22 protein-coding genes are annotated in these 22,101 nt (G+C 58.5%); 17 read left to right on the top strand and 5 right to left on the bottom strand.

The window, feature by feature from the left end:
* The first annotated feature begins 141 nt into the window (after nt 1-141).
* The 9 genes from hisI (at nt 142) to hisF (ending at nt 7,354) form a co-directional block, all read left to right on the top strand.
* Nucleotides 142-489, top strand: coding sequence for a phosphoribosyl-AMP cyclohydrolase (gene hisI / locus M504_RS19755; protein WP_047497661.1), 348 nt, complete (start codon nt 142-144; stop codon nt 487-489).
* Nucleotides 490-532: 43 nt separating this feature from the next.
* On the top strand, nt 533-1,408 hold the full coding sequence (hisG, locus tag M504_RS19750; protein WP_047497658.1) for an ATP phosphoribosyltransferase: 876 nt from the start codon (nt 533-535) through the stop codon (nt 1,406-1,408).
* Nucleotides 1,409-1,559: 151 nt separating this feature from the next.
* Nucleotides 1,560-2,825, top strand: coding sequence for a histidinol dehydrogenase (hisD, locus tag M504_RS19745; RefSeq protein WP_047497655.1), 1,266 nt, complete (start codon nt 1,560-1,562; stop codon nt 2,823-2,825).
* Nucleotides 2,822-3,949, top strand: coding sequence for a histidinol-phosphate transaminase (hisC, locus tag M504_RS19740; protein WP_047497652.1), 1,128 nt, complete (start codon nt 2,822-2,824; stop codon nt 3,947-3,949). Before hisD ends, hisC begins: the two co-directional genes overlap by 4 nt.
* Complete coding sequence (gene hisB, locus M504_RS19735) at nt 3,942-4,631, top strand: imidazoleglycerol-phosphate dehydratase HisB (RefSeq protein WP_084214573.1); 690 nt, start codon at nt 3,942-3,944, stop codon at nt 4,629-4,631. The genes hisC and hisB overlap by 8 nt, the downstream gene beginning before the upstream one ends.
* Nucleotides 4,632-5,027: 396 nt before the next feature.
* Entirely contained in the window at nt 5,028-5,450 is a 423-nt protein-coding gene (locus M504_RS19725; RefSeq protein ID WP_047497646.1) for an Imm50 family immunity protein, read from the top strand.
* Nucleotides 5,447-6,055 carry an imidazole glycerol phosphate synthase subunit HisH gene (gene hisH / locus M504_RS19720; RefSeq protein ID WP_047497644.1) on the top strand — a complete coding sequence of 203 codons (609 nt, stop codon included), beginning with the start codon at nt 5,447-5,449 and terminating at the stop codon, nt 6,053-6,055. Before M504_RS19725 ends, hisH begins: the two co-directional genes overlap by 4 nt.
* Nucleotides 6,056-6,580 (top strand): YcxB family protein, encoded by a 525-nt coding sequence (locus tag M504_RS19715; protein ID WP_047497642.1) that lies wholly within the window; start codon nt 6,056-6,058, stop codon nt 6,578-6,580.
* Entirely contained in the window at nt 6,581-7,354 is a 774-nt protein-coding gene (gene hisF, locus M504_RS19710; protein WP_047497640.1) for an imidazole glycerol phosphate synthase subunit HisF, read from the top strand.
* 13 nt (nt 7,355-7,367) lie between these two features.
* Here the strand turns inward: hisF and M504_RS19705 are convergent, their stop codons facing one another.
* Nucleotides 7,368-8,333: a glycoside hydrolase family 43 protein gene (locus tag M504_RS19705; RefSeq protein WP_047497637.1), complete on the bottom strand. Its 966-nt coding sequence runs from the start codon at nt 8,331-8,333 to the stop codon at nt 7,368-7,370.
* Nucleotides 8,334-8,473: 140 nt separating this feature from the next.
* Between M504_RS19705 and M504_RS19700 the strand changes: the two genes are divergently transcribed.
* Genes M504_RS19700 through M504_RS19690 form a run of 3 tightly spaced genes read left to right on the top strand, consistent with a single transcriptional unit; the run spans nt 8,474 to nt 13,182 of the window.
* Nucleotides 8,474-11,182, top strand: coding sequence for a glucosidase (locus tag M504_RS19700; protein ID WP_047497635.1), 2,709 nt, complete (start codon nt 8,474-8,476; stop codon nt 11,180-11,182).
* A 39-nt stretch (nt 11,183-11,221) separates the two neighbouring features.
* The gene (locus M504_RS19695) at nt 11,222-11,923 is read left to right on the top strand and encodes a HisA/HisF-related TIM barrel protein (RefSeq protein WP_047497632.1); all 702 of its coding nucleotides are present in this window, start codon (nt 11,222-11,224) and stop codon (nt 11,921-11,923) included.
* 59 nt (nt 11,924-11,982) lie between these two features.
* On the top strand, nt 11,983-13,182 hold the full coding sequence (locus M504_RS19690) for a hypothetical protein (RefSeq protein WP_047497630.1): 1,200 nt from the start codon (nt 11,983-11,985) through the stop codon (nt 13,180-13,182).
* Between the two features lie 10 nt (nt 13,183-13,192).
* Here M504_RS19690 and M504_RS19685 read toward each other — a convergent pair whose 3' ends face one another.
* From M504_RS19685 to M504_RS19675, 3 genes are all read right to left on the bottom strand, one after another.
* Nucleotides 13,193-13,642 (bottom strand): response regulator, encoded by a 450-nt coding sequence (locus tag M504_RS19685; RefSeq protein ID WP_052201101.1) that lies wholly within the window; start codon nt 13,640-13,642, stop codon nt 13,193-13,195.
* Nucleotides 13,639-14,805, bottom strand: coding sequence for a nitrogen regulation protein NR(II) (locus M504_RS19680; protein WP_232296380.1), 1,167 nt, complete (start codon nt 14,803-14,805; stop codon nt 13,639-13,641). The genes M504_RS19685 and M504_RS19680 overlap by 4 nt, the downstream gene beginning before the upstream one ends.
* Before the next feature lie 129 nt (nt 14,806-14,934).
* Nucleotides 14,935-15,969, bottom strand: coding sequence for a VWA domain-containing protein (locus M504_RS19675; protein ID WP_047497627.1), 1,035 nt, complete (start codon nt 15,967-15,969; stop codon nt 14,935-14,937).
* A 154-nt stretch (nt 15,970-16,123) separates the two neighbouring features.
* Between M504_RS19675 and M504_RS19670 the strand changes: the two genes are divergently transcribed.
* The 5 genes from M504_RS19670 (at nt 16,124) to rfbD (ending at nt 21,516) form a co-directional block, all read left to right on the top strand.
* Complete coding sequence (locus tag M504_RS19670; protein ID WP_047497623.1) at nt 16,124-17,449, top strand: VWA domain-containing protein; 1,326 nt, start codon at nt 16,124-16,126, stop codon at nt 17,447-17,449.
* 160 nt (nt 17,450-17,609) lie between these two features.
* On the top strand, nt 17,610-18,494 hold the full coding sequence (locus M504_RS19665; protein ID WP_047497620.1) for a DMT family transporter: 885 nt from the start codon (nt 17,610-17,612) through the stop codon (nt 18,492-18,494).
* 131 nt (nt 18,495-18,625) lie between these two features.
* Entirely contained in the window at nt 18,626-19,717 is a 1,092-nt protein-coding gene (gene rfbB / locus M504_RS19660) for a dTDP-glucose 4,6-dehydratase (RefSeq protein ID WP_047498021.1), read from the top strand.
* Nucleotides 19,714-20,589: a glucose-1-phosphate thymidylyltransferase RfbA gene (rfbA, locus tag M504_RS19655; RefSeq protein WP_047497618.1), complete on the top strand. Its 876-nt coding sequence runs from the start codon at nt 19,714-19,716 to the stop codon at nt 20,587-20,589. Before rfbB ends, rfbA begins: the two co-directional genes overlap by 4 nt.
* Nucleotides 20,590-21,516: a dTDP-4-dehydrorhamnose reductase gene (rfbD, locus tag M504_RS19650; RefSeq protein WP_047497616.1), complete on the top strand. Its 927-nt coding sequence runs from the start codon at nt 20,590-20,592 to the stop codon at nt 21,514-21,516.
* On the opposite strand, the gene rfbC is transcribed toward rfbD, so the two are convergent.
* Nucleotides 21,489-22,061 (bottom strand): dTDP-4-dehydrorhamnose 3,5-epimerase, encoded by a 573-nt coding sequence (rfbC, locus tag M504_RS19645; RefSeq protein ID WP_047497615.1) that lies wholly within the window; start codon nt 22,059-22,061, stop codon nt 21,489-21,491. The genes rfbD and rfbC overlap by 28 nt on opposite strands.
* Nucleotides 22,062-22,101 lie beyond the last annotated feature (40 nt).

The raw sequence follows: 22,101 nt of genomic DNA, 5'->3' as shown, positions 1-22,101 counted from the left end.
GCGGCGGTGTCCGGTGCAAAGCGGTAGTCAGGCAAAACGCACAGGATTCGATTCATCACCAGCCCGCCCGAGCGATGCTCACCGGCGGGCTTTGTTGTGTCCGCCTCATCGCAAACGACACACAGAAACTTTGAGGAACGTATGACCACAGCAGCACCGCAACCCACCATCGATTTCGCAAAAGCAGGCGGCCTTGTCCCCGGCATCGTGCAGGACGCAGCCACCGGCCAGATGCTCATGCTCGGCTTCCTGAATGAAGAGAGCTACCGCCGCACCCTCGAGTCCGGCTTCGTCACCTTCTTCTCGCGCACACGCAACAAGCTGTGGATGAAGGGCGAGACCAGCGGCAACCGCCTGAAGATTGTCAGCGTCCGCACCGACTGCGACTTTGACACGCTGCTCTTCCAGGTGGAAGTGGAAGGCGACGGCCTGGTCTGCCACGAAGGCACCGTAAGCTGCTTCACCAAAGAAATCGAACTCGGCAAGTAACGCGCCCAGCGCGACAACAAGTTTCCAAACTTCGGAGAAAACAGTGAGCAAGAAACTCAAACTCGGCATCCCCAAGGGCTCCCTCCAGGACGCCACACTCAACCTCTTCAAACTCGCTGGCTGGCAAATCGACCCCTCGGGCCGCAGCTACTTCCCTTCCATCAACGATGCCGAAATCGAATGCATGCTCGTCCGCGCGCAGGAGATGGCACGCTACGTGGAAACCGGCTCGCTCGACGCAGGCCTTACCGGCAACGACTGGATCCTTGAGAACCTCTCCGACGTTGAGCGCATCACGTCGCTCACGTACTCCAAGGCCAGCCGCCAGAAGGTAAAGTGGGTTCTCTGCGTTCCCGAAGACTCGCCCTATCAGAAGCCCGAAGACCTGGAAGGCAAAGTCATCGCCACCGAACTGGTCGAGTACACCAAGCGCTACTTCGCCGAAAAGAACATCAACGTTAAGGTCGACTTCTCCTGGGGCGCAACCGAAGTGAAGCCGCCCATGCTCTGCGACGCCATCGTTGAAGTTACTGAGACCGGCAACAGCCTCCGCGCCAACCGCCTTCGCGTCATCGACCTTCTGATGGAAAGCGAAACGCAATTCATCGCCAACAAGGCTGCCTACGCCGATCCGTTCAAGAAGCAGAAGATCGACAACCTGGCGCTCATGCTCAACGGCGCCATCAACGCGCTCTCGCAGGTCGGCCTCATGCTCAACGTACCCAAGGCAAACCTCGACGAAATCCTGTCGATCCTGCCCGCACTCTCGTCGCCCACCGTGTCGCATTTGAAGGATGAAAACTGGGTCGCCGTGAACACCATCCTGCCCGAAAGCACCGTCCGCGAAGTGATCCCCAAGCTCAAGGCAGCAGGCGGCAGTGGCATCGTCGAATATCCGCTGAGCAAGGTCGTTCTGTAGAACAGCCTCCTCATGCGAGCTTCATACAACGAAGCTCGCATGAGGAACAGCGAAGCTCATACGCACACCGTGCGTCACCCTGAGCGAAACGAAGTGAAGTCGAAGGACCTGCATTCCTCTCGCACCATGGGAATGCAACAAGGGACGACCAATGAAGCTCATCAAGACCACAGGCCGCGCCAAAGCCAACGCCTACGAACTCCTCGCCACACTCGAGCGCCGCGGTGCAGTCAAAACCGCCGAAGTCGAACCCATTGTTCGCAAGATCATGCGCGACGTACAGAAGAACGGCGACAAAGCTCTCCTAAAATACGCAGCGCAGTTCGACAGCCTGAACGGCCCCATCCGCGTAACGCAGGAAGAAATGCTTGCCGCGTGGAATGAAACATCACCAGAACTAAAAGCAGCACTGCAAACCGCAGCAGAAAACATCCGCAGCTTCGCCGAACAACAGAAGGCCGAAGAGTGGATGACGCAGAACACACCCGGCGTCACCGTAGGCCAGATCGTTCGCCCGCTTGAATCCGTTGGCTGCTACGTCCCCGGCGGACGCTTTCCTCTTCCCTCGACATTGCTGATGACCGCGATCCCCGCATCCGTCGCAGGCGTAAAGCGCATCGTTGTATGCTCGCCCAAGCCAGCACGCGAAACACTCGCCGCAGCGCACCTTGCAGGCATCACGGAGATGTATCGCACCGGCGGCGCGCAGGCCATCGCGGCACTCGCCTACGGCACGCAGACCATCACACATGTCGATAAGATCGTCGGTCCCGGCAACCTCTACGTCACCGCCGCCAAGATCATCGCCAGCACAGAGTGCGGCATCGACATGCCCGCAGGCCCCACGGAAATCGTCGTCACCAGCGAAAAAGGCAACGCCGCAGGCATCGCCGCCGACCTAGTCGCGCAGGCTGAGCACGACCCCGAAACACTCGCCGTCTTCGTCACTGCAAACGAACAGCTCGCACGCGACGTTGTTGCGGAAACCAAGCTGCAAGCCAAGGGCAACAAGCTCGCCGAAATCTCGTTGAAGGCACGCGGCACTGTGTTCCTCTGCGGCGATATCGAAGAGACACATACCATCACCAATCGCCTCGCACCCGAACATCTCACCGTCGATAGCGACAAGGACCTCAAGTGGGTCATCAACGCGGGCAGTGTCTTCATCGGCAACTACTCGCCGCAATCCATGGGCGATTACATCAGCGGCCCCAACCACGTTCTGCCCACGGGCCGCGTCGGTCGCATGCGTGGTGGACTCAGCGTGAACGACTTCCTCAAAGTCATCACCGTGCAGAACTACACGCGCAGCGGCCTCGCCACACTCGCGCCGCACGCCATCGCACTCGCAGAGGCCGAAGGCCTCATCGCGCACGCCAACTCCGTGCGCATCCGCAGAAAAGGAGGCAAACGATGAGCGACATTCAACCCCGCCGCGCCATCCTCGCCATGCCCGAGTATCACCCGCCCCTCGGCGGCCGCGACGCTCTGCGCCTCGACTTCAACGAGAACACGCACGCACCATCGCCGCGCGTACGTGAAGCGCTCAGCACACTCTCGCTGGAAAGCTTCACCATCTATCCCGAGCGTGGCCCAGTAGAAGCCAAGGTCGCCGCACACTACGGCCTCAAGCCAGAGCAGGTGTTGCTCGCCAACGGCACCGACGAAGGCATTCACCTCGTCACCTACACCTTCCTTGAAGAAGGTGACGAATGCCTCTTCGCAACGCCGTCGTTCTTCATGTACGACGTCAACGCGATGGCGATGGGCGCGAAGCTCGTTCGCATCCAGATGGACGACAAGCTTGAGTTCCCCTACGAGCGCATGCTCGCAGCCATCACACCAAAGACCAAGCTCATCATCCTCTGCTCGCCGAACAACCCAACAGGCAACACCATCACGCGCGAACAGATCCGCACCATCGCCAAAGCCGCGCCACACGCGGTCATCCTCGTCGACGAAGCGTACTTCCACTTCTTCGGCGAATCCATCATGGACGACCTTGTTCGTGGCGAACTGGACAACATCCTCATGGCTCGTACCTTCAGCAAGGCCTACGGTCTCGCCAACCTGCGCGTCGGCGCCATTGCCGGACCAGTTAAGCTGATTAACCATCTCCGCAAAGCCAGCTCGCCGTACAACGTCAACGGCATCGCACTCACCGCCGTCAACGCCAGCGTGGACGACACCGAATACATCGACTGGTACGTCGCGCAGATCACCGAAGGCCGCGAACGCATCTACAAAGCGTTGGCCAACATGAAGGTGCCCTACTGGCAGTCGCACGCGAACTTCGTTCTGATGCACATTGGCCCGCGCCACAAGGAATTTGTAGACGGCATGCGCGCACGTGGCGTACTCGTCCGCGACCGCAGCAGCGACCCCGGCCTCGATGGCTGCGTGCGCATCACCATCGGCCTTGAAGATCAGATCACCACCGGCATCGCCGCACTCCGCGACACGCTTGCAGGCATGGGATGGACGCCCGCCGAAGTGAACAAGCCGGAGACACAACCGAAGGAGACACCCGACTATGAGTAACCCCGAAAACGGCAGCGACCTCCACACCGCACCCGCATACACCGAAGCGTTCGCCAATCAGCCGGGCACTCCCGCAGTGGCTGCCACCGCATCGCCACGCATCGCGGAGGTTGATCGCAACACCACTGAAACCAAGATCAAGCTGCGCCTCAACCTCGACGGCCAGGGCACCTACAACGTCCGCACCGGGATCCGCTTCTTCGATCACATGCTGGAACTCTTCACGCGCCACGGCGGCTTCGATCTCGACCTCGTCTGCAACGGCGACCTCGACGTCGACCAGCATCACACCATTGAAGATGTAGGCATCGCACTCGGCGAAGCATTCGATAAAGCACTCGGCGACAAGAAGGGCATCCTTCGCGCAGGCTACTTCGTCATGGCCATGGACGAGACACTCGCCGTCGCCGCCATCGACATCAGCGGCCGCGTCGGCTACGCCGTAGACGATCAGGTCAATGTAGCCATCGTCGGCGACATGCAAACCGAACTCGTCACCGACTTTTTCGACGGCTTCGCCCGCGGCGGCCGCTGCAACGTCCACGTAAAAACCATGTACGGCCGCAGCAACCACCACAAAATCGAAGCCATCTTCAAAGCCTTCGCCCGAGCCCTGCGCGGAGCCGTAAGCCGCGACGAACGCATGAAAGACCTGCTGCCGAGCACCAAAGGATTGCTCTAACGATGGCTTCCTCACCAAAGTGGCGAGTTTGGCTATTCACAGTCGCGATGATTGCGAATATAGCCTCACTCGCCTGCATGGTGATCTTAAGAGTTGTGAGCCGACATTGGGGCGGCCTGTACGGTCATGTTAATGACCTGTCTAACTGGGTTGGTCGTGGTGCCATTGCAGCGCTGATCGCTCTTATATTCGGCTGGTTTGGCTTTGGTTGGAAACGAATTGCTGCACTGCTCGTAGCACTCGTTTGCTGCCTGGTTTGGCTGAACGAATCAGGTGCGGTCTAACAAGAACAAGTACCAAAGGCGCGCCAACATATTAGCCGAGGCCGAAGGCCTCGGTAGACGAACCAAAGCAGAACCAAGCGCTGAAGGCGCGCTCTAGAGATCGGCGAAGACGATGGCAGACGAACTGGCATACCAAAGCATTACAGGCCACGAAGCGATTGTGGATTGGTTCGGCTGTTGGCCGAGTTTCCATGATGCAGAGGTGGTCGACATTGAGTTGCACCGCGCTGGTCGTTCCCGCCTTCACGTCCATACATTCGAGATGACAAACGAAGTGGATGAACGTAGCCGCTACAAGCTCAACAAACATGCAATTGTTACGTTTTCGTTTGAAGAAATCTCGTCTATGGAACTCCGCTGGTTCAACCAACAAAACGTGCTGTCTGATCTTTCCATTGAGCTCTCGTCAGAACAAATAACCATTCTTCTTGGCCATTGTTTCGGCGTTGAAGGTCACATCGCTTCACAACGCGTTTCCGTCTCAATAAAACCCGGCGTGCCAGAAGATGGCATTTACGCTTCGGAAAAATCATGATCCAAGTAATCGACTACAAAGCCGGCAATCTCACCAGCGTGGTTAAGGCGCTTAACTACCTCGGTGCAAAGACAAACATCACGCAATCGCCCGACGACGTGCGCAAGGCCGACAAGATCGTCCTTCCCGGCGTGGGCCACTTCCGTGCCACACAGCTTCTACACGACCTGCAATTGACTGAGGCCACACGCGAAGCCATCGCACGCGGCGTGCCCTTCCTTGGCATCTGCGTGGGACTGCAGTGGCTCTATCAAGGCTCGACGGAAGCCGAGAGCACAGACGGCCTCTGCGCCTTCGGCGGCAAGTGCGAACGCTTCCCCGCCATCTTCAACGGAGCCGAACTCAAAAGCCCACACGTCGGTTGGAACTCCCTCGAAGACATCCGCCCCGACAGCAAACTGCTGCGCGGCATCACCAACGGCGAGTTCGTCTATTACACCCACTCCTGGCGCGCGCCCATCAGCAAAGACACCGCAGCCTCCACCAGCTACGGCGGCCCCTTCACCTCAGCCGTAGAACGCGACAACGTAATGGGAGTCCAGTTCCACCCAGAAAAATCCGGTGACACCGGCTTGCAGCTACTTCGCAATTTTGTGGAGCTTTAAATGGAAGCGAATTATCGTCTCGAGCTCAAAGATTATTTAGCCGCACAAGCTCTGCACGTGAAGAAGCATCCGACAACACGCTTCTCTCTGCTGTTCTGGACACTCGTCATGCCCGCACTCGGCCTCCTGATGCTTTTCTCTGCAATGCGTACGGTCCCAGATGAAGATTTGCGTTGGCCAATCGCGGGATACATCCCCAGTCTCTGGCTGCTTAGCTTGGCCGTCTTGGTTCCACTGTTACGTCGTTATAACTTTCGGAAACAGTTCAAGCAGATGTTTCCGAAAGACGACCAGAATCACGAGTGCTACCTGAGCGCCAACGATGAGCATTTGATTTCAGGTATCCACGGAGCGAGTGAAGGCCGCTTTTTCTGGCCGAGCCTATACAAAGCCGTAAGTAACAACAACATGCTGTTGATCTACGTCGCCAAGAAGCGATTCCTATTCATTCCGCTTGAGAAGCTTGATCCTTCAGATCGAGACGAGTTGGTTGATTTGACTCAGAGAAAGATGGGGACGAAGTAAATGCTGACCAAACGCATCATCGCCTGCCTCGACGTTCGTGCCGGACGCGTAGTCAAAGGCATTCAATTCGTCGACATCATCGACGCCGGTGACCCCGCCGAACTCGCGCACCGCCACGCCGCGGCAGGCGCGGACGAGATCGTACTACTCGACATCACCGCGACACACGAAGGCCGCGGAACGCTTCTCGACACCGTAAAACGCACCGCAGACAAACTCTTCATCCCCTTCACAGTAGGCGGCGGCATCCGCAGCGCAGAAGACGCGGAACAGGTCTTCCTTGCAGGCGCAGACAAGGTCAGCATCAACAGCTCCGCGATCGCGCGCCCCGAGCTCATCGGCGAAATCGGCAGTAGCTTCGGCGCACAAGCCGTCATCGTCGCCATCGACGCCAAGCGTGCCGCGGACTCATCCGATCCTGTGGGCGACGCCGAAGTGTACGTAAGCGGCGGCCGCAAAAACACGGGCTTGAAAGTAGTTGATTGGGCCATTGAAGCCGAGCAGCGTGGCGCAGGCGAAATCCTGCTCACCAGCATGGACTCTGACGGCCGACGCACCGGTTTCGACGACGAACTCACCGCACGCGTCTCGCAGGCCGTGCAGATCCCCGTCATCGCCAGCGGCGGCGCAGGCAACGCACAGCACTTCGCCGATGTCTTCGGTCGCGGCAAAGCCGACGCAGCACTCGCCGCCAGCATCTTCCACTTCGGCATCACCGATAGCTGGGCACTCAAACGCGAACTGCAACAACACGGCGTCCCAGTCCGCCTGTAAACAAAAACCAACTCTAAGACCAACAGGGCCGATCAGCGAGAGTTGATCGGCCCATCATCGGCACACCAAACACCGGCACGCCATCCTTCCAAACAAATCGTTGCGCCCGCACCGCACGATTCCGCGACGTTGGATCATCCGTAGCCTTCGCCGCATACAGCAACCACCAACCACCAGCATCCTGCGCAAACGTGCCACGCCCCGGCCCATAAATCCCATTCGCAGGATTCGCCTCAAACACCGGCTCCTTCGTCTTCACCCAGTTCGCACGCACCAACGGATCGCCTCCACGAAACGTCAGCAAGCCCAGGCAATACCGCGGCGAAGCCGTATCGCTCCCCGAATACACAACAAACGTTTTACCTGCGTGATACAGCGCCGTAGGCCCTTCATTCACGGGATAATTCTTCGTCGTCCCCGCACCACGCTCCCACGGATACTCCGGCTCCGCAATCAAAGCCTTCTCACCCACAGGCTGCAACGGCGACGACAGCTTCGTCATCCAGATCGCATTCTCACCGCGATCCACCGTCACATACATCAGGTACGGCACGCCCTTCACCATCAACAACGACGGATCAATCGAAGGTCTTCCCAGCTCCAGCGCTCCATGAAACGTGTAACTGCCAAACACATCCTTCGCGTCAGAAGACAATACATAAATCGCATGGCCGCCCTTGTTCATGCGAGCCGTAAAGTAGATCCACCACTTGCCCTGCATCTGCCACAGCGTCGGCGACCACACCTGATCCATTCCCTCAGGAGCAGTGAACACCACCTTGCTCTCCTGCGCCGCAGTAGGCACCGTAGCGCCGCTCCAAAGCGTAATGTTGTTGCCCGTCGTCGCCAGCAACACATACTTGCCCTGCACCGGATGCAGCGTAATGAATGGGTCCGCATGATCCAGTAGTGGATTCGTCTGCGCCACCGCAACACCCGCACTCAAAACACACAACACCAACGCACGAAGAAGTTTCATCCGCCAATTCCAAGCCAACATGCACGCCCGGTCAAGCGCCAATACACTAACCCATAGCCAGACGTTGCAACATCCACTAACAAAAATGTGGTATCCCAATCAGCTTGTGACCTATCGGACACTTGAGCATCAAAGAACCCATGTCACACACCACCGCCGAAGAACATCGCTTAGAAGAAAATCGGACCCGCCAAAAAAACTGGCAGCGCTGGGGCACTTACCTTCCGGAACGCCAGTGGGGCACCGTGCGCGAAGACTACTCCGCCGATGGCAATGTGTGGACCAGCTTTCCCTACGAGATGGCGCAGTACCGCGCCTATCGCTGGGGTGAGGACGGTCTTCTCGGATGGACTGACCGTCAATGCCGCGTCTGCTTCTCGACCGCGCTGTGGAACGGCCAGGACTCACACCTGAAGGAGCGCCTCTTCGGCCTCGGCAACCAGGAAGGCAATCACGGCGAAGACGTCAAAGAGCAGTTTTACTATCTCGACGCCACCCCCACGCACAGCTACTGCAAGGCGCTCTACAAGTATCCGCAACGTGCCTTCCCGTACCAGCAACTTCGCGAAGAGAACAAGCGTCGTGGCTATAACGACCTTGAGTACGAACTGCTCGACACCGGCATCTTCGACGAGAGCCGTTACTTCGACATCCTCATCGAGTACGCCAAGGCTGACGATGAAGACACGCTCATCCGCATCACCGCATCCAATCGCGGCCCTGACGCTGCACCGCTCTACATGCTGCCAACGTTGACCCTTCGCAACAACTGGTCATGGCGCAATCTTGAAGCCACCGGCAAAACGCGCCCCATCATTCGCAAGCGCGCAGAGACAGGCGTCCGCGCCGTCCACAAGATGCTGGGGACATATAACTTTTACGCGCTCACCGGCAGCCAACTCACACCCGCTGAGCTGCTCTTCACGGAGAACGACACCAACTTCTTCCGCCTCGATCCCAACTACAAGGGCGAGCCGCATTACAGCAAAGACGGCTTCGATCGTTTCATCGTCCACGGTGACGCCAACGCTGTGAAACACACAGAGGGCACACGCTGCGCGCTGCTCTTCAAAGACACCATCCCCGCAGGTGAAAGCCGCAACGTCTACCTGCGCCTTGTCCGCCTGCCCACAGCAGACATGCCGCACCCACCGCGAATTGAAGCCGAACAGGCCGCAGCCATCTTCGACCAGCGCATCGCAGAAGCAAACGATTTTTATGGAACACACATTCCGCTCCAGGCCACCAAGGAAGAGCGCAACGTCTCGCGCCAGGCATACGCGGGACTGCTGTGGTGCAAGCAGTTTTATTACTTCATCGCGCAGCAGTGGATGAGCGGTGACTCCACACAAGTCGCGCCACCGCCACGCAGTAAAAAGTCTGCGGAGTGGCGGCACCTCTTCTGCCGCGACGTTCTCTCCATGCCCGACAAGTGGGAGTACCCATGGTTCGCCGCATGGGACACCGCATTCCACATGATTCCCATGGCGCAGATCGATCCGGAGTTCGCAAAGAACCAACTGTTGCTCCTGCTGCGCGAGTGGTACATGCACCCCAACGGGCAAATGCCCGCATACGAGTTCGCATTCGGCGACGTCAATCCGCCCGTGCATGCATGGGCCGTATGGCACGTCTATCGCCTCGGCATTGATAAGAACAACGAAGGCGACATTGAGTTCCTCGAACGCGCGTTCCAAAAGCTGTTGCTCAACTTCACTTGGTGGGTCAATCGCAACGACCAGTCCGGCCGCAACCTCTTCGGCGGTGGCTTCCTCGGCCTCGACAACATCGGCGTCTTCGACCGTTCCATCCCGCTGCCACAGGACACCCTCCTGCACCAGGCCGATGGCACAGCATGGATGGGTCTCTACTGCTCCGTCATGCTCACCATGGCGCTCGAACTTGCGCACCGCCGCTCCACCGCATACGAAGACATTGCAAACAAGTTCTTCGAGCACTACATCTCCATCATCGATGCCATCAACTCCAGCAGCGGCAACGGCCTGTGGGATGAGGAAGAAGGCTTCTACTTCGACCGCCTCGAAAGAACCGACGGCAGCAACTCCACCGCACTCAAGGCACGCAGCCTCGTCGGCATCGCACCGCTCTACGCCGTTTGCATCCTGAAGAAAGGCACCGTCAAAGGCCTGAACGATTTCAAAAAGCGCCTCGACTGGTTCCTCGACTACAAGACCGAACTCAAGAACTTCGTGACCACCGCGAAGAGCGGCAATCCTGAAATCGACAACTCGCGCTGGATCGCCATCGCTCCGCGCGACCGCATGGAACGCATCCTCCGCCGCGTCTTCGACGAGTCAGAATTCCTTTCGCCACACGGCATCCGTGGCCTTTCGCGTCATCACCTCGAACATCCCTTCGAGACGGAAATCCACGGCCAACGCTTCACCGTACGCTACGTTCCCGCGGAGGGCGACAGCGGCATGTTCGGCGGCAACAGCAACTGGCGCGGCCCCGTATGGTTCCCCATGAACATGCTGCTCATCACCGCGCTCGAGCGTTATTACCTCGTCTACGGCGACAGCTTCACCATGGAATACCCCACCGGCAGCGGCGAACAAAAGACCTTCGTAGAAATCTCGGAGGACATCTCCCGCCGCATGGTGAATCTCTTCCTTCCGGACAAGGATGGCTATCGCCCCAGCCACGGTCGCGAACATCGTTACGCTGACGATCCCCACTGGAAGAACCTCATTCTGTTCAGCGAGTACTTCGACGGCGACACAGGCCGCGGCGTCGGAGCATCGCACCAGACCGGCTGGACCGCGCTCGCCGCCACGCTCATCCACGGCCTGTACACACGCCGAGCCCTACGGAACCGCGCCCAATAGTGGCGGTCACCACCGCAAAGCTGCGACACTAGAAGAGTCATGCTCATTCCATCTATCGACCTCATGAACGGACAGATCGTCCAGCTTGTCCAGGGTGAAAAACTCAAGCTCGCCTTTGACGACTTCGATTACTGGATCGACCGCTTCTCCAAGTACCCGCTCGTGCAACTGATCGACCTCGACGCCGCCATGCGCCAGGGCGACAACCGCGCACTCATCCAGCAGTTCACATCGAAGCTCATCTGCCAGGTGGGCGGCGGCCTTCGCACCGCAGAAGACGGCCAGCGCATGCTCGACCTTGGCGCCAAGCGCGTCATCTACGGCTCCACGCTCTTCGGTGGCGACAACGAGGCCGACCGCAAGCGCCACCCCGTAATGAACCTCAACTTCGCAGAGTCGCTCAACAAGACACTCGGCGAAGATCAGCTCGTCTTCTCCGTCGACACCAAGCACGGCAAGGTCGCAGTGAAGGGCTGGAAGGAAAGCGTCGACCTCACACCCGAGGAAGCCGTCACGTGGCTTGAGAACGACTGCACCGCCTTCCTCTACACGCACGTCGACACCGAAGGCACCATGTCCGGCTTCCCCATGGACATCGCCGGCATTCTGCGCGCCTGCACAGCAAAGCAGTTGATCGTCGCCGGTGGCATCAAGGAAAAGAAGGAAGTCGACGACCTCGACGCCATGGGCGTGGACGCCGTAGCAGGCATGGCCGTCTACAGCGGAGCCATGGAAGCTTAGTCGCACGCACCTGCTCCGCCGCGGTTGACACATCCGTGCGGAGCAGGTGCAATCCTGCCATGCGTTTTTCCGCGTGGATGACCGCCGCGTTTCTCGTCACAGCAACGTTGCATGGTCAGCAGACCACACCGGTCACACGCAACGACCTGCCGCCCAGCACCGTTCTCTCCGATTCTCTTACCCTCTTTGATCGCATCCGTTCCGACATGGCGAACTGGTCTGAGGTGGAACTCGCCGCGTTCCAGACCACGGTGGTCCAAGCCAAAGACGACTGCAACCGCATTGAACACACCGCGCACGAAGGCGATGAAGAACTCGCTCTCGCACGCCTCTGCGCTCTTGGTCGCGACTGGGATGGCACATACTCCGCGGCACGCTGGTACACACGCAGAGAGGCTTTGCCTGCGAACTCGCAACATCTCGTCGCAGGCTTCGCTCTGCTGCTGCAGGCCGACCTGAATCTGCAACAGGTCGCCCGCGCCATCGACGAACTTCAGGAGATGCACAAGCGCCTCCCCTACACCGCAGAGACGGACGGCATCTTCACCTACGCCATCAACGCGTTGGAAATCATGCGCCCCGAACAGGGCATCACCGCAGCCATGCTTCGCCAGCCCGACCTGCTCACCGCAGTGGCCGGAAAGAACACCACGCTCACTCCCGGCATCAGCGAAGCAGAAGCATGGCACACGCTCGCGCTTCTGCACGCTGCCGGTCGCAAGGATGAAGAGCAAACGCAAAAATCACTACTACTGGAAAGCATCGCGCAGAGGTCCGCACCGCTATCCACAACGGATCAGTACACCGCACAACGCGCACGCACTCGTTACGAATGGCTCTCGCAAACAGCACCTGCGTTTGCCATCACGCGCGGCACGTATCCACCCATGCCGCATCGCCCACCATCCAGCACCAAGTCCACGCTACTGGTGATCGAAAACGCCACTGCAGCAGACGTTCCCGCGCTCTCGCTTGCGGTTGACTCACTCCGCACCCGTCTCGCTCCGGGGCAACAGGCATCCCTGGTCTTGATCGGAACGCCGCCCCTAACAAGCGCAAAACGAGACCCGCACGAACCAGTCATCCACGCGCAGTACACATCCGCGCCACTGCTGGAGAACTTCGCTACCGACGGCGGTTCCTTATTTGTTTTTTTGGATAGCGCAAACCGCGTCACATGGTTCGGCACCGGCACACCGGCCTGGCTCAACCCGCAGCAGCAGGCGGAGATACTTCTACAGAAAGCGTCCGCACCCTAAGGCGAGCAACTTACCGGCGACGTCCCAGATTCTCCAGCGTCTTGATCAACTTGTCCGGATGAATTGGCTTCGCTTCCAGCGCAAACGGCAGGTTACGGTTTTCGATCAACTGGCTGGTACCTGCCTGTCCCGAGAACAGTAACACCCGCACTTCGGGCAGCATCTCCTGCACCGCTACGGCCAGTTCAATGCCATTCGTGCCCGGCATCATCACGTCAGACAGCAGGAAGTCTGGCAGAAAGCTTTCAGCCAGCTTCATCGCGTCGTTCGCGGAGTACGCACCAAACGCGTCATAGCCATGGATATTCAGGATCTGCACCACGGTATCCACGATCAACCGTTCGTCATCCACCACCAGTACACGCCGTCTGCGCGGAGCGGAACGTTCACCAAATTGTGCAACCGCATCATGCGGCGGCGGGGGAAACGCCGAATCGCCCTGAAGGCGAAGGGTACTCATGCATTGCCTCTCTCACCGGCCACAGTCGTCTGCGTCAAGCCATTCTCATACGGCAGAAAAATGTGGAACGTGGTGCCATGATCTTCGGAATCTGTCTTGCTGGTCACAGCAATACTACCGCGGTGATCCTCCACAAACTGCCGCGAGAGCCACAATCCTATACCGGTACCACGCTGTTCCTTCGTCGTGAAGAACGGCTCGAAGATCTTTTCCAACAATTCCGAAGAAATACCCGTGCCCGTGTCTGCCATCTGCACGCGCACACCATGCGCAGGCGACACACCCTCAGGCCCAACCGTGACTGAAAGATCGCCGCCCTCCGGCATGGCATCAATCGCATTCGCCACCAGGTTTGAGAACAACTGCGTCAATTCGCCCTTGCGCATCATCAGCGGCTGCGCCGGATGATAGTCACGATGCACGTCAATGCCGCTGTAGGCCAGCTTCGCACCGTATACCGTCAGAACTTCATCCAGCAGAACGCTCACCGGAAAATCCACCGGCACGGCCGTCTCCCGGAAATACCCCAGCGTCTGCCGCGCAATCAGCGACACGCGCTCAATCTCCTGCTCCGCCAGCCGCAGATACTCGCGTACCTGTTCATTCACGGTAGGACTCAACCGTGCCAGGTAGATCAGGTTCACCACAGCTTCCAGGGGATTGTTGATCTCGTGCGCGATCGTTGCAGCCATGCGCCCCGTGGCGACAATCTTTTCCGTCTCCACCAGCCGTCGCTCAAATTCCTGCCGCTCAGAGATGTCCCGAGCAATCTTCGAAGCGCCCACCACCTGGCCACTTGCATCCCGTACCGGCGAAATCGTCAGCGACAGCGACAGTAGCTTGCCAGACTTCGCGACGCGCGTCGTCTCAAAGTGCTCCACGCGTTCGCCCTTCCGCAACCGGGCAATGATGGTCTTTTCTTCATCCTGAAGATCCGGGGGAATCAACGTCAGGATGGACTTGCCTACAATTTCCTCTGGGGTGTAGCCGAAGATGCGTTGTGCGGCGGCGTTCCAACTTGTAATGGTGCCGTCCAGATCTTTGCTGATAATGGCGTCGTCCGACGACTCCACAATCGCCGCCAGCAACGAATTCGCCTGCGCCGCATCACCCGGCATCGGATGGCCGGAAGACTTCTCTCTTCGTTCGTTGTCCTGCGTCACTACTTAGACCTGGCGGTCACAAAGTACACCTTGGACCGCATCTTCCCCGGGGAAAAACTTATGAGCGTTTCCACCTAAGATAGCGCTAACGCAAAAAAGGATGCACTACCTTTTCAGACCAGCTATCAGTTATTCGGTGTTTGAATCCGCCATTGCGTAGTAGCCCTTGCGTGCCTGGATCTTCACATCCTTACCGCACGAGATGGCAATGTTTCGGAAGGTCCCGTCGAACTTCTGGTTCTTCGGTGTATAGCTGATCAGGTACTGCGTCCGCAGTTCATCACTGATCTGCGCAAAGGCATCATCCAGCTTCTTACCGTTGTGTCCCACGTTGATCACGCGACCACCGGTTTCCTTGGTCAACTTGTCCATGTCGCCTGCAGGATTGCCCACCGAATACATCGGCCCGCCCATACCAAAGCCAAACCCGCCGGAATCGCTGATCAGGATCACATAGATAATCGTGTTCGCCTTCTGCGCCGCTTCAATGGCTTCCTTCAACTTCACCTGGCTGCCCTGATCACCGCCATCGGTCAACATCACAATGACCTTGCGCCCAGCTTCATCGTGAAGCTTCTCGTGCGTCGCCAGGTACACGGCGTCATACAGCAGCGTGCCCTTCGGCGTGCTGTTGCCCGTGACAGACCCGGTGCCAGCCCCCGTATTGATCTGCGCCTTGTTCATCGCCCTGCGTAGAGCAGCCGGACTGTTCGTGTAGTCCGCCAGCAGGTCTACGTTGATGTCGAACGAAATCAGAAACGCCTCATCCTTCGGCGTCAGCACATCCTTCAGAAACGTTGCGCCGCTCTCCTGTTCCAGTGGCAACACATTCTGCTGCGATCCGCTCGTGTCCAGCAAAATGCCGATCGTCAGCGGCAGCTTCTTTTCCTGCGTGAAATTCTTGATCACCTGCGGATCGTTGTTCTCGCTCAGCGAGCAATCATCCTTGTGCAGCCCGGTCAGGAACCCGCCCTTATCGCGCGCGGAGAAGTAGGTGTTCACCAGGTTCACCTGAACCTTCAGCGTTTGCCCATCGGCAACCACTTCTTCCTGCTTCGGAGCCGAGCTCGCCGGTGGTGGCCCCATGGGCGAAGGAGCATCCTGCGCCCATGCAGAGGCGGCAAGCGACATCACGGCAGCTAAGGCGAGAGCAGAAAAGCGCATACGAAGTATTGGACGGTACACCACGCCCTGAAGTCTACGACAACGATGCAGCCCTCCATTGCGTCCAACAGAAAGGAACCGCCAGATTCCGCCGCCAAACCCTCGGCTGATACTCTTGGTGGGACAGTTGCGTTCGAATTGAAGGAGTTTTGTCTTGGTAAAGCTTGGATTGGCAGCGGTGTTGGCAACAGGTCTGGCGGCGGGTCTGGTTACGGTAGCAGGCGCACAGGCGGGTCAGCAGCAGGCAATCCCCGACGGCCCGCGTCCCAACGTCATTCCTGAAGCCGCTGGCGTTACACCCGGTAAGGGCATTACCACCAGCACCAGCACTGACGACGGTGGCAACGGCGGCGTGGTTCCCGGTTCGTCGCTTCCGAGCTCACAGCATAAGAACGAAGTCCCCGAAGCCGACCAGGCCGCTCCGGACATCAAGGCCGAACTCGGCCCCGGTGGTCGCGTCCAGACCATCCATGCAAACGTCAACTTCGTCCAGATTCCCTTCACGGTGAAGGACAAGTCCGGCAAGCTGGTTCCCGCAATCGATTGGCGCGAGATCCGCGTCTACGAAAACGGCATCCGCCAGCAACTCCAATACTTCGCCAGCGATCCTTTCCCGCTATCAATTGCCTTCGTCGTCGACCAGTCACTGCCTTTTGACGTGATGCAGCGAGTCAACGACGCCCTCGGGGCTGTCAAGGGAGCCTTCACGCCCTACGACGAAATGGCAATCTTCACCTACAACAACAGCACCAAGATGGTCACCGAGTACACCGGCGCGCAAAGCAACCGCGCCCTCGCCGCCATCGACCGTGCCAAGTCCACCGGCCGCGAAGCCTACCTCGCTTCGCCCATGGGCCCGCTGTCCCAGACCACCAACATCAACGGCCACCAGTTCGACCCCAACACCGCACCGGTGCGCAACTCCGCATCCACCTTCCAGGCGCCGCCCAAGGAACAGCACCCGCTCAACGACGCCATCTTTGAAGCCGCCAAGTCCCTCGCCAAGCGTCCCGGCGAGCGCCGCCGCATCATCTATGTCGTCAGCGACGGCAAGGAGTACGGCTCCAAAACCAAGTTCAAGGACGTAGTTCAGTTCCTGCAGACCAACAAGATCGCGATCTACTCCACGGTCGTCGGCGACTCCGCCACCCCCTATGTTGGCTGGCTCGACAAGTACCACATCCCCTACACAATGCGTGAAAACGTCCTGCCACAGTACGCTACGGCAACAGGCGGCGAAGCCGTCTCGCAGTGGAGCCGCAAGGGCATTGAGGAAAGCTTCGCCAAGGTTGCCGAAGACATCCGTCTGCAATACACCGTCGGCTACTACTCCCACGAGGCCATCACCGACGGCAAATTCCGCACCGTGGAAGTCCGCGTAACGCGCCCCGACCTCAATATCGTCGCCAAGAAGGGCTATTACCCCACCGCAGAAAACATGATGCGAACCGGCGGCACCACCACCACTCCGCAGAAATAACGAATCGGGAAAGCAACAAAACAATTCAGAACATACGATGGCGGATTCTCTCAGGAGAATCCGCCATCATCATTCCGCGAAGACAACAGCGGTCAAACTCCTCCAGCACAGCAAAAAGCCATCAGGAACCCATAAGGAAGCCCAGAGGGTAACATCAAGTATGACCTTCCTAGGGGCAAATGCGGCCTTCGGACTGCTTGCCGCAGCCCTGTGGGGTGGTGGCGATTTCGCCGGCTCCATCGCCGTTCGCCGCGCGGGCAGCACCGTCCGCGGAGCACTGTTGGTCGTCTTCATCGGCCATCTCGTCAGCCTCGCCGTCGTCGCCACCCTGGCCACTTTGCAGGGCAACCCCTTCCCCACCGGCACAACCCTATGGTGGGGTATCGGTGGCGGAGTCATCGCATCCGTCTCGCTGGTGGCCTTTTACATCGCGCTGTCCACTGGTCACATGGGCTCGGCAGCCGCCGTCAGCGGACTCCTCTGCGCCATCGTCCCCGCCGTTGTCTCCGCCTTTCTCGACGGCGCACCCGGCTTGCCACGCCTCGTCGGCTTCCTCCTCGCCGGTGCAGCCATCTGGATGATCGCAACCACCAGCGATCCCACACACACCGCCTCCCGCCAGGCGATGGTGCTTTCCATCCTCGGCGGCATCGGGTTCGGCATGTACTTCGTGGCCCTGAAGTTCGCAGGGCAATCGGGCGTTCTGTGGGGCATGGCGTCGGCCCGCATCGGCTCATCCACCACCGCACTGGCCATCTCGCTCTTGCTTCTGGCAGTCGGATTCCGCGAAAAGGGCCATCCCGATCCACGCCATCGCAAGACGCTGCTTTACATCCTCGGAGGATCGCTGCTCGACACCGGTGGCAACCTCAGCTACCTGGCCGCCACCCGCGCCGGACGCCTCGACGTAGCAGCAGTTCTCGCCTCCATCTACCCCGCAGGAACCATCCTGCTTGCAGCCTGGCTGCTACACGAGAAAACGTCCCGTCGCCAGCGCATCGGCATGCTCCTCGCCCTGCCCGCCGTCGCGCTGATTACGATCTAGCGTCGCGAAACAGAGCCAATATCCGACAGAAAGACACAGAAGCTGCCGCAGTTTCATCGTGGGATATTCGCTCACGGAAACGGCACTCAGAAAACTCAAGAGAGAGCCGCTCAAAAGATAAGATGGTTGGTATGAGTTTTCAGAAAGCCCCCGTGCTGGTAACAGGTGGCGCGGGTTTTATCGGTGCCAACTTTGTACTCGACTGGTTCGAAACCGTTGGAACACCTCTCGTCAATCTCGACAAGCTGACGTATGCCGGTAATCCGCTGACTCTTGAGTCGTTGAAGGACAATCCCAACTACACGTTCGTTCACGGCGATATCTGCGATGCCGACCTGTTGAAACGCCTCTTTGGGGAGCATCGTTTTCAAGCCGTCATTCACTTCGCTGCTGAAAGCCACGTCGATCGTTCGATTCTTGGCCCAAAAGTATTCTTTGACACCAATATCGGTGGCACACATCAGCTCCTGAACGCGGCGCGCGAATTTTACGAAACGCTCACCGGCGAAGAGCGTTCCGCATTCCGCTTCCATCACATCTCGACCGATGAGGTATACGGGACGCTGCAACCCAATGACCCGGCATTCTCAGAGACCACGCAGTACGCTCCAAACAGCCCCTACGCTGCGTCCAAAGCAGCGAGTGATCATCTCGTTCGTGCATGGCATCACACCTACGGCCTCCCGACGACAATCACCAATTGCTCGAACAACTACGGGCCTTACCACTTCCCGGAAAAGCTGATTCCGCTGATCCTGCTGAACGCGATGGCAGGCAAGCCCCTGCCTGTCTATGGCGATGGCCTGCAGGTTCGCGACTGGCTCTTCGTAAAGGATCATTGCTCCGCCATTCGCGCAGTACTGGAACGCGGCAAGCCGGGTGAAACCTACAACGTCGGCGGCTGCAACCAACGCGCCAATATCGACGTGGTGAAGACCATCTGTGCGTTGCTCGACGAACTCTTACCCGATTCGCAGAACGTCCCGCACAGCAAGCTGATCACACACGTGCAGGACCGCCCAGGACATGATCGTCGCTACGCGATCGACGCGACAAAGATCGAAACGGAACTCGGTTGGAAGCCCGCAGAAAGTTTTGAAAGTGGCCTCCGAAAGACGGTAGAGTGGTACCTCGCAAATCAGGACTGGGTCCATGGCGTGACGAGCGGCGACTACAGAAAGTGGATCGAGCAGAACTACTCCGCTCGTGAGGTACAGAAGTGAAAGGCATCATTCTCGCTGGGGGTTCTGGGACGCGTCTCCACCCCGTAACGCTGCCAGTCTCCAAGCAGCTACTTCCGATTTACGACAAGCCGATGGTTTACTATCCGCTGTCGACCCTCATGCTCGCGGGCATTCGCGAGATCCTGTTGATCTCGACGCCCATGGACACACCTCGTTTCGAGCACCTTCTTGGTGACGGTTCGCAATGGGGCATCTCCATTCAATATGCTGTGCAGCCTTCGCCAGACGGTCTCGCGCAGGCATTCCTTATCGGTCGCGAGTTTCTTGATGGAGATAGCTGCTGCCTCGTTCTCGGCGACAATCTCTTCTTCGGTCACGATATACAGCCGACTCTGATGGAAGCCTCCAAGCGCCAGCAAGGCGCCACGGTATTCGCGTACCCGGTCAGCGACCCTGAGCGTTATGGTGTCGTTGAGTTCGACAATCAACGACGCGCCATCTCTCTCGAAGAAAAACCGGAACATCCGAAATCCAACTACGCTGTCACCGGACTCTACTTCTACGATTCCCAGATCATCGAGGCAGCGGAGAGTGTGAAGCCCTCGCCTCGCGGCGAACTTGAGATCACCGATGTTAATTGCTGGTATCTCGAAAAGGGTCAGCTCCAGGTTGAAATCCTGGGCCGTGGCATCGCATGGCTCGATACCGGAACGCACGATTCCCTCCTGGAAGCTTCAAACTTCATCCACGCAATCGAACGTCGCCAGGGCCTCAAGATCGCATGCCCGGAAGAGATTGCGTGGCGTAAAAAATGGATCACCAGCGAGCAACTGGACGCACTGGCTCAGAAGATCGGCAAAAGTTCGTATGCCGTCTATCTCCGTCGCATCCTGAAAGAGCGGTTCTACTAGGTGACCTCTGCTGCACCCATTCTTGTCACAGGCGCGTCCGGTCAGGTAGGCGGCGAGGTCGTCAGCCTCCTCCGTCTCCGCAATCAATCAATCCTCGCGCCAACCAGCACAGAGATGAACCTTGCATCACCCGATGCGATCCGCGCGTATGTGCGCAAGCATCGGCCAGCGTGGATCATCAACGCCGCGGCGTACACCGCAGTCGACAAAGCCGAATCGGAAGTCGAACTCGCGGAGGCCATCAACGCAGTCGCGCCGGGCGTTCTCGGCGAAGAAGCTGCAATCCTGCATATCCCGGTGATCCATTTTTCAACGGATTATGTCTTCGCCGGCGACGGCCTGAAACCGTGGGTAGAGACGGATGCAACCGGCCCATTGAGCACGTACGGGCGCACAAAACTGGAAGGCGAACAGGCCCTCGCAAACAGCGGCGCTGCGTACATGATCTTTCGAACAAGCTGGGTCTATGGCGCAACCGGCAAGAACTTCTTCCGCACCATCCTGCGTGTGGCCCGCGAACGAGAATCTATGAGCATCGTCGCTGACCAGTTTGGCGCTCCCACATGGGCACGCGACCTGGCGCGACTGGCGCTATTCGTCATCGACAAAGCAGGTTCAAACGCAGAAGACGCTGTGCGTCACCTGGGCGGTCACTATCACGCTTGCAACGGTGGAGAGACAACCTGGTTTGGCTTCGCCGAAGAAATACTTCGACAGGCTGCGCACTACGAACCGAACGTGAAGTTCGCAACACTGCATCCGGTGCCAACCGAAGCGTATCCGACCCCCGCAAAGCGTCCAGCGAACTCGCGCATGAACTGTTCCCTGCTGGCGACAAAACTCGCCTTCCAGATGCCCGATTGGCGCGAGTCACTCGCTCAGGTCATCTCGGAATACGATCAGCTACGCGTGACGGGTTCCTTGTAGGCAATCGGCAATTCAGCATCTTTCAACAGCGGGGCCGCAACATCACGCGCGGAGAGCTGTGGCTCAAAACCATCAATCGGCCACTCAATCCCGAGCGTAGGATCATCCCAGCGCACGGCACGCTCCATCTTGGAGTCATACAGGTTCGTGACCTTGTACATCACGCTCGCGGATTCAGATAGAACCACGAACCCGTGTCCGAACCCTTCAGGGATCCAGAGATACTCAATCACTTCACCCGTCAGATGGAATCCCGCCCACTGACCGAACTGTGGCGATCCCGGCCGCAGATCCACAGCCACATCCCAGATGTGGCCAGAAGCGGCACGAACCAGCTTGCCCTGCTCGTTGCCCAGTTGAAAGTGCAATCCGCGTAGAACACCGTGTCGCGAATACGATTGATTATCCTGGACAAAGCGGGTTGGCAGGCCATGCTCCGCAAAAGTGCGCGTACTGAAAATTTCGGCAAACCAGCCGCGGTCGTCTCCGTGAACGTCCGGGCGTACCAACTTCACTTCAGACAACGGAGTATCGAAAACCTGCACGAATGAGAGCTCCCAAAAGATCGAAGGGCAGTCAAGATTG

It is taken from the genome of Terriglobus sp. TAA 43, from assembly GCF_000800015.1.
Classification (GTDB): Bacteria; Acidobacteriota; Terriglobia; order Terriglobales; family Acidobacteriaceae; genus Terriglobus.
This window is presented reverse-complemented; position numbering and strand designations above follow the sequence as displayed.

Coding starts and splice junctions, on each gene's coding strand:
- M504_RS19700 (WP_047497635.1), top strand. CDS start 8,474: ATGTCACACACCACCGCCGAAGAACATCGCTTAGAAGAAAATCGGACC.
- M504_RS19685 (WP_052201101.1), bottom strand. CDS start 13,642: ATGAGTACCCTTCGCCTTCAGGGCGATTCGGCGTTTCCCCCGCCGCCG.
- rfbB (WP_047498021.1), top strand. CDS start 18,626: ATGAGTTTTCAGAAAGCCCCCGTGCTGGTAACAGGTGGCGCGGGTTTT.
- hisI (WP_047497661.1), top strand. CDS start 142: ATGACCACAGCAGCACCGCAACCCACCATCGATTTCGCAAAAGCAGGC.
- hisH (WP_047497644.1), top strand. CDS start 5,447: ATGATCCAAGTAATCGACTACAAAGCCGGCAATCTCACCAGCGTGGTT.
- M504_RS19725 (WP_047497646.1), top strand. CDS start 5,028: ATGGCAGACGAACTGGCATACCAAAGCATTACAGGCCACGAAGCGATT.
- M504_RS19675 (WP_047497627.1), bottom strand. CDS start 15,969: ATGCGCTTTTCTGCTCTCGCCTTAGCTGCCGTGATGTCGCTTGCCGCC.
- M504_RS19665 (WP_047497620.1), top strand. CDS start 17,610: ATGACCTTCCTAGGGGCAAATGCGGCCTTCGGACTGCTTGCCGCAGCC.
- hisD (WP_047497655.1), top strand. CDS start 1,560: ATGAAGCTCATCAAGACCACAGGCCGCGCCAAAGCCAACGCCTACGAA.
- M504_RS19705 (WP_047497637.1), bottom strand. CDS start 8,333: ATGAAACTTCTTCGTGCGTTGGTGTTGTGTGTTTTGAGTGCGGGTGTT.
- hisF (WP_047497640.1), top strand. CDS start 6,581: ATGCTGACCAAACGCATCATCGCCTGCCTCGACGTTCGTGCCGGACGC.
- hisB (WP_084214573.1), top strand. CDS start 3,942: ATGAGTAACCCCGAAAACGGCAGCGACCTCCACACCGCACCCGCATAC.
- M504_RS19695 (WP_047497632.1), top strand. CDS start 11,222: ATGCTCATTCCATCTATCGACCTCATGAACGGACAGATCGTCCAGCTT.
- hisC (WP_047497652.1), top strand. CDS start 2,822: ATGAGCGACATTCAACCCCGCCGCGCCATCCTCGCCATGCCCGAGTAT.
- M504_RS19690 (WP_047497630.1), top strand. CDS start 11,983: ATGCGTTTTTCCGCGTGGATGACCGCCGCGTTTCTCGTCACAGCAACG.
- M504_RS19715 (WP_047497642.1), top strand. CDS start 6,056: ATGGAAGCGAATTATCGTCTCGAGCTCAAAGATTATTTAGCCGCACAA.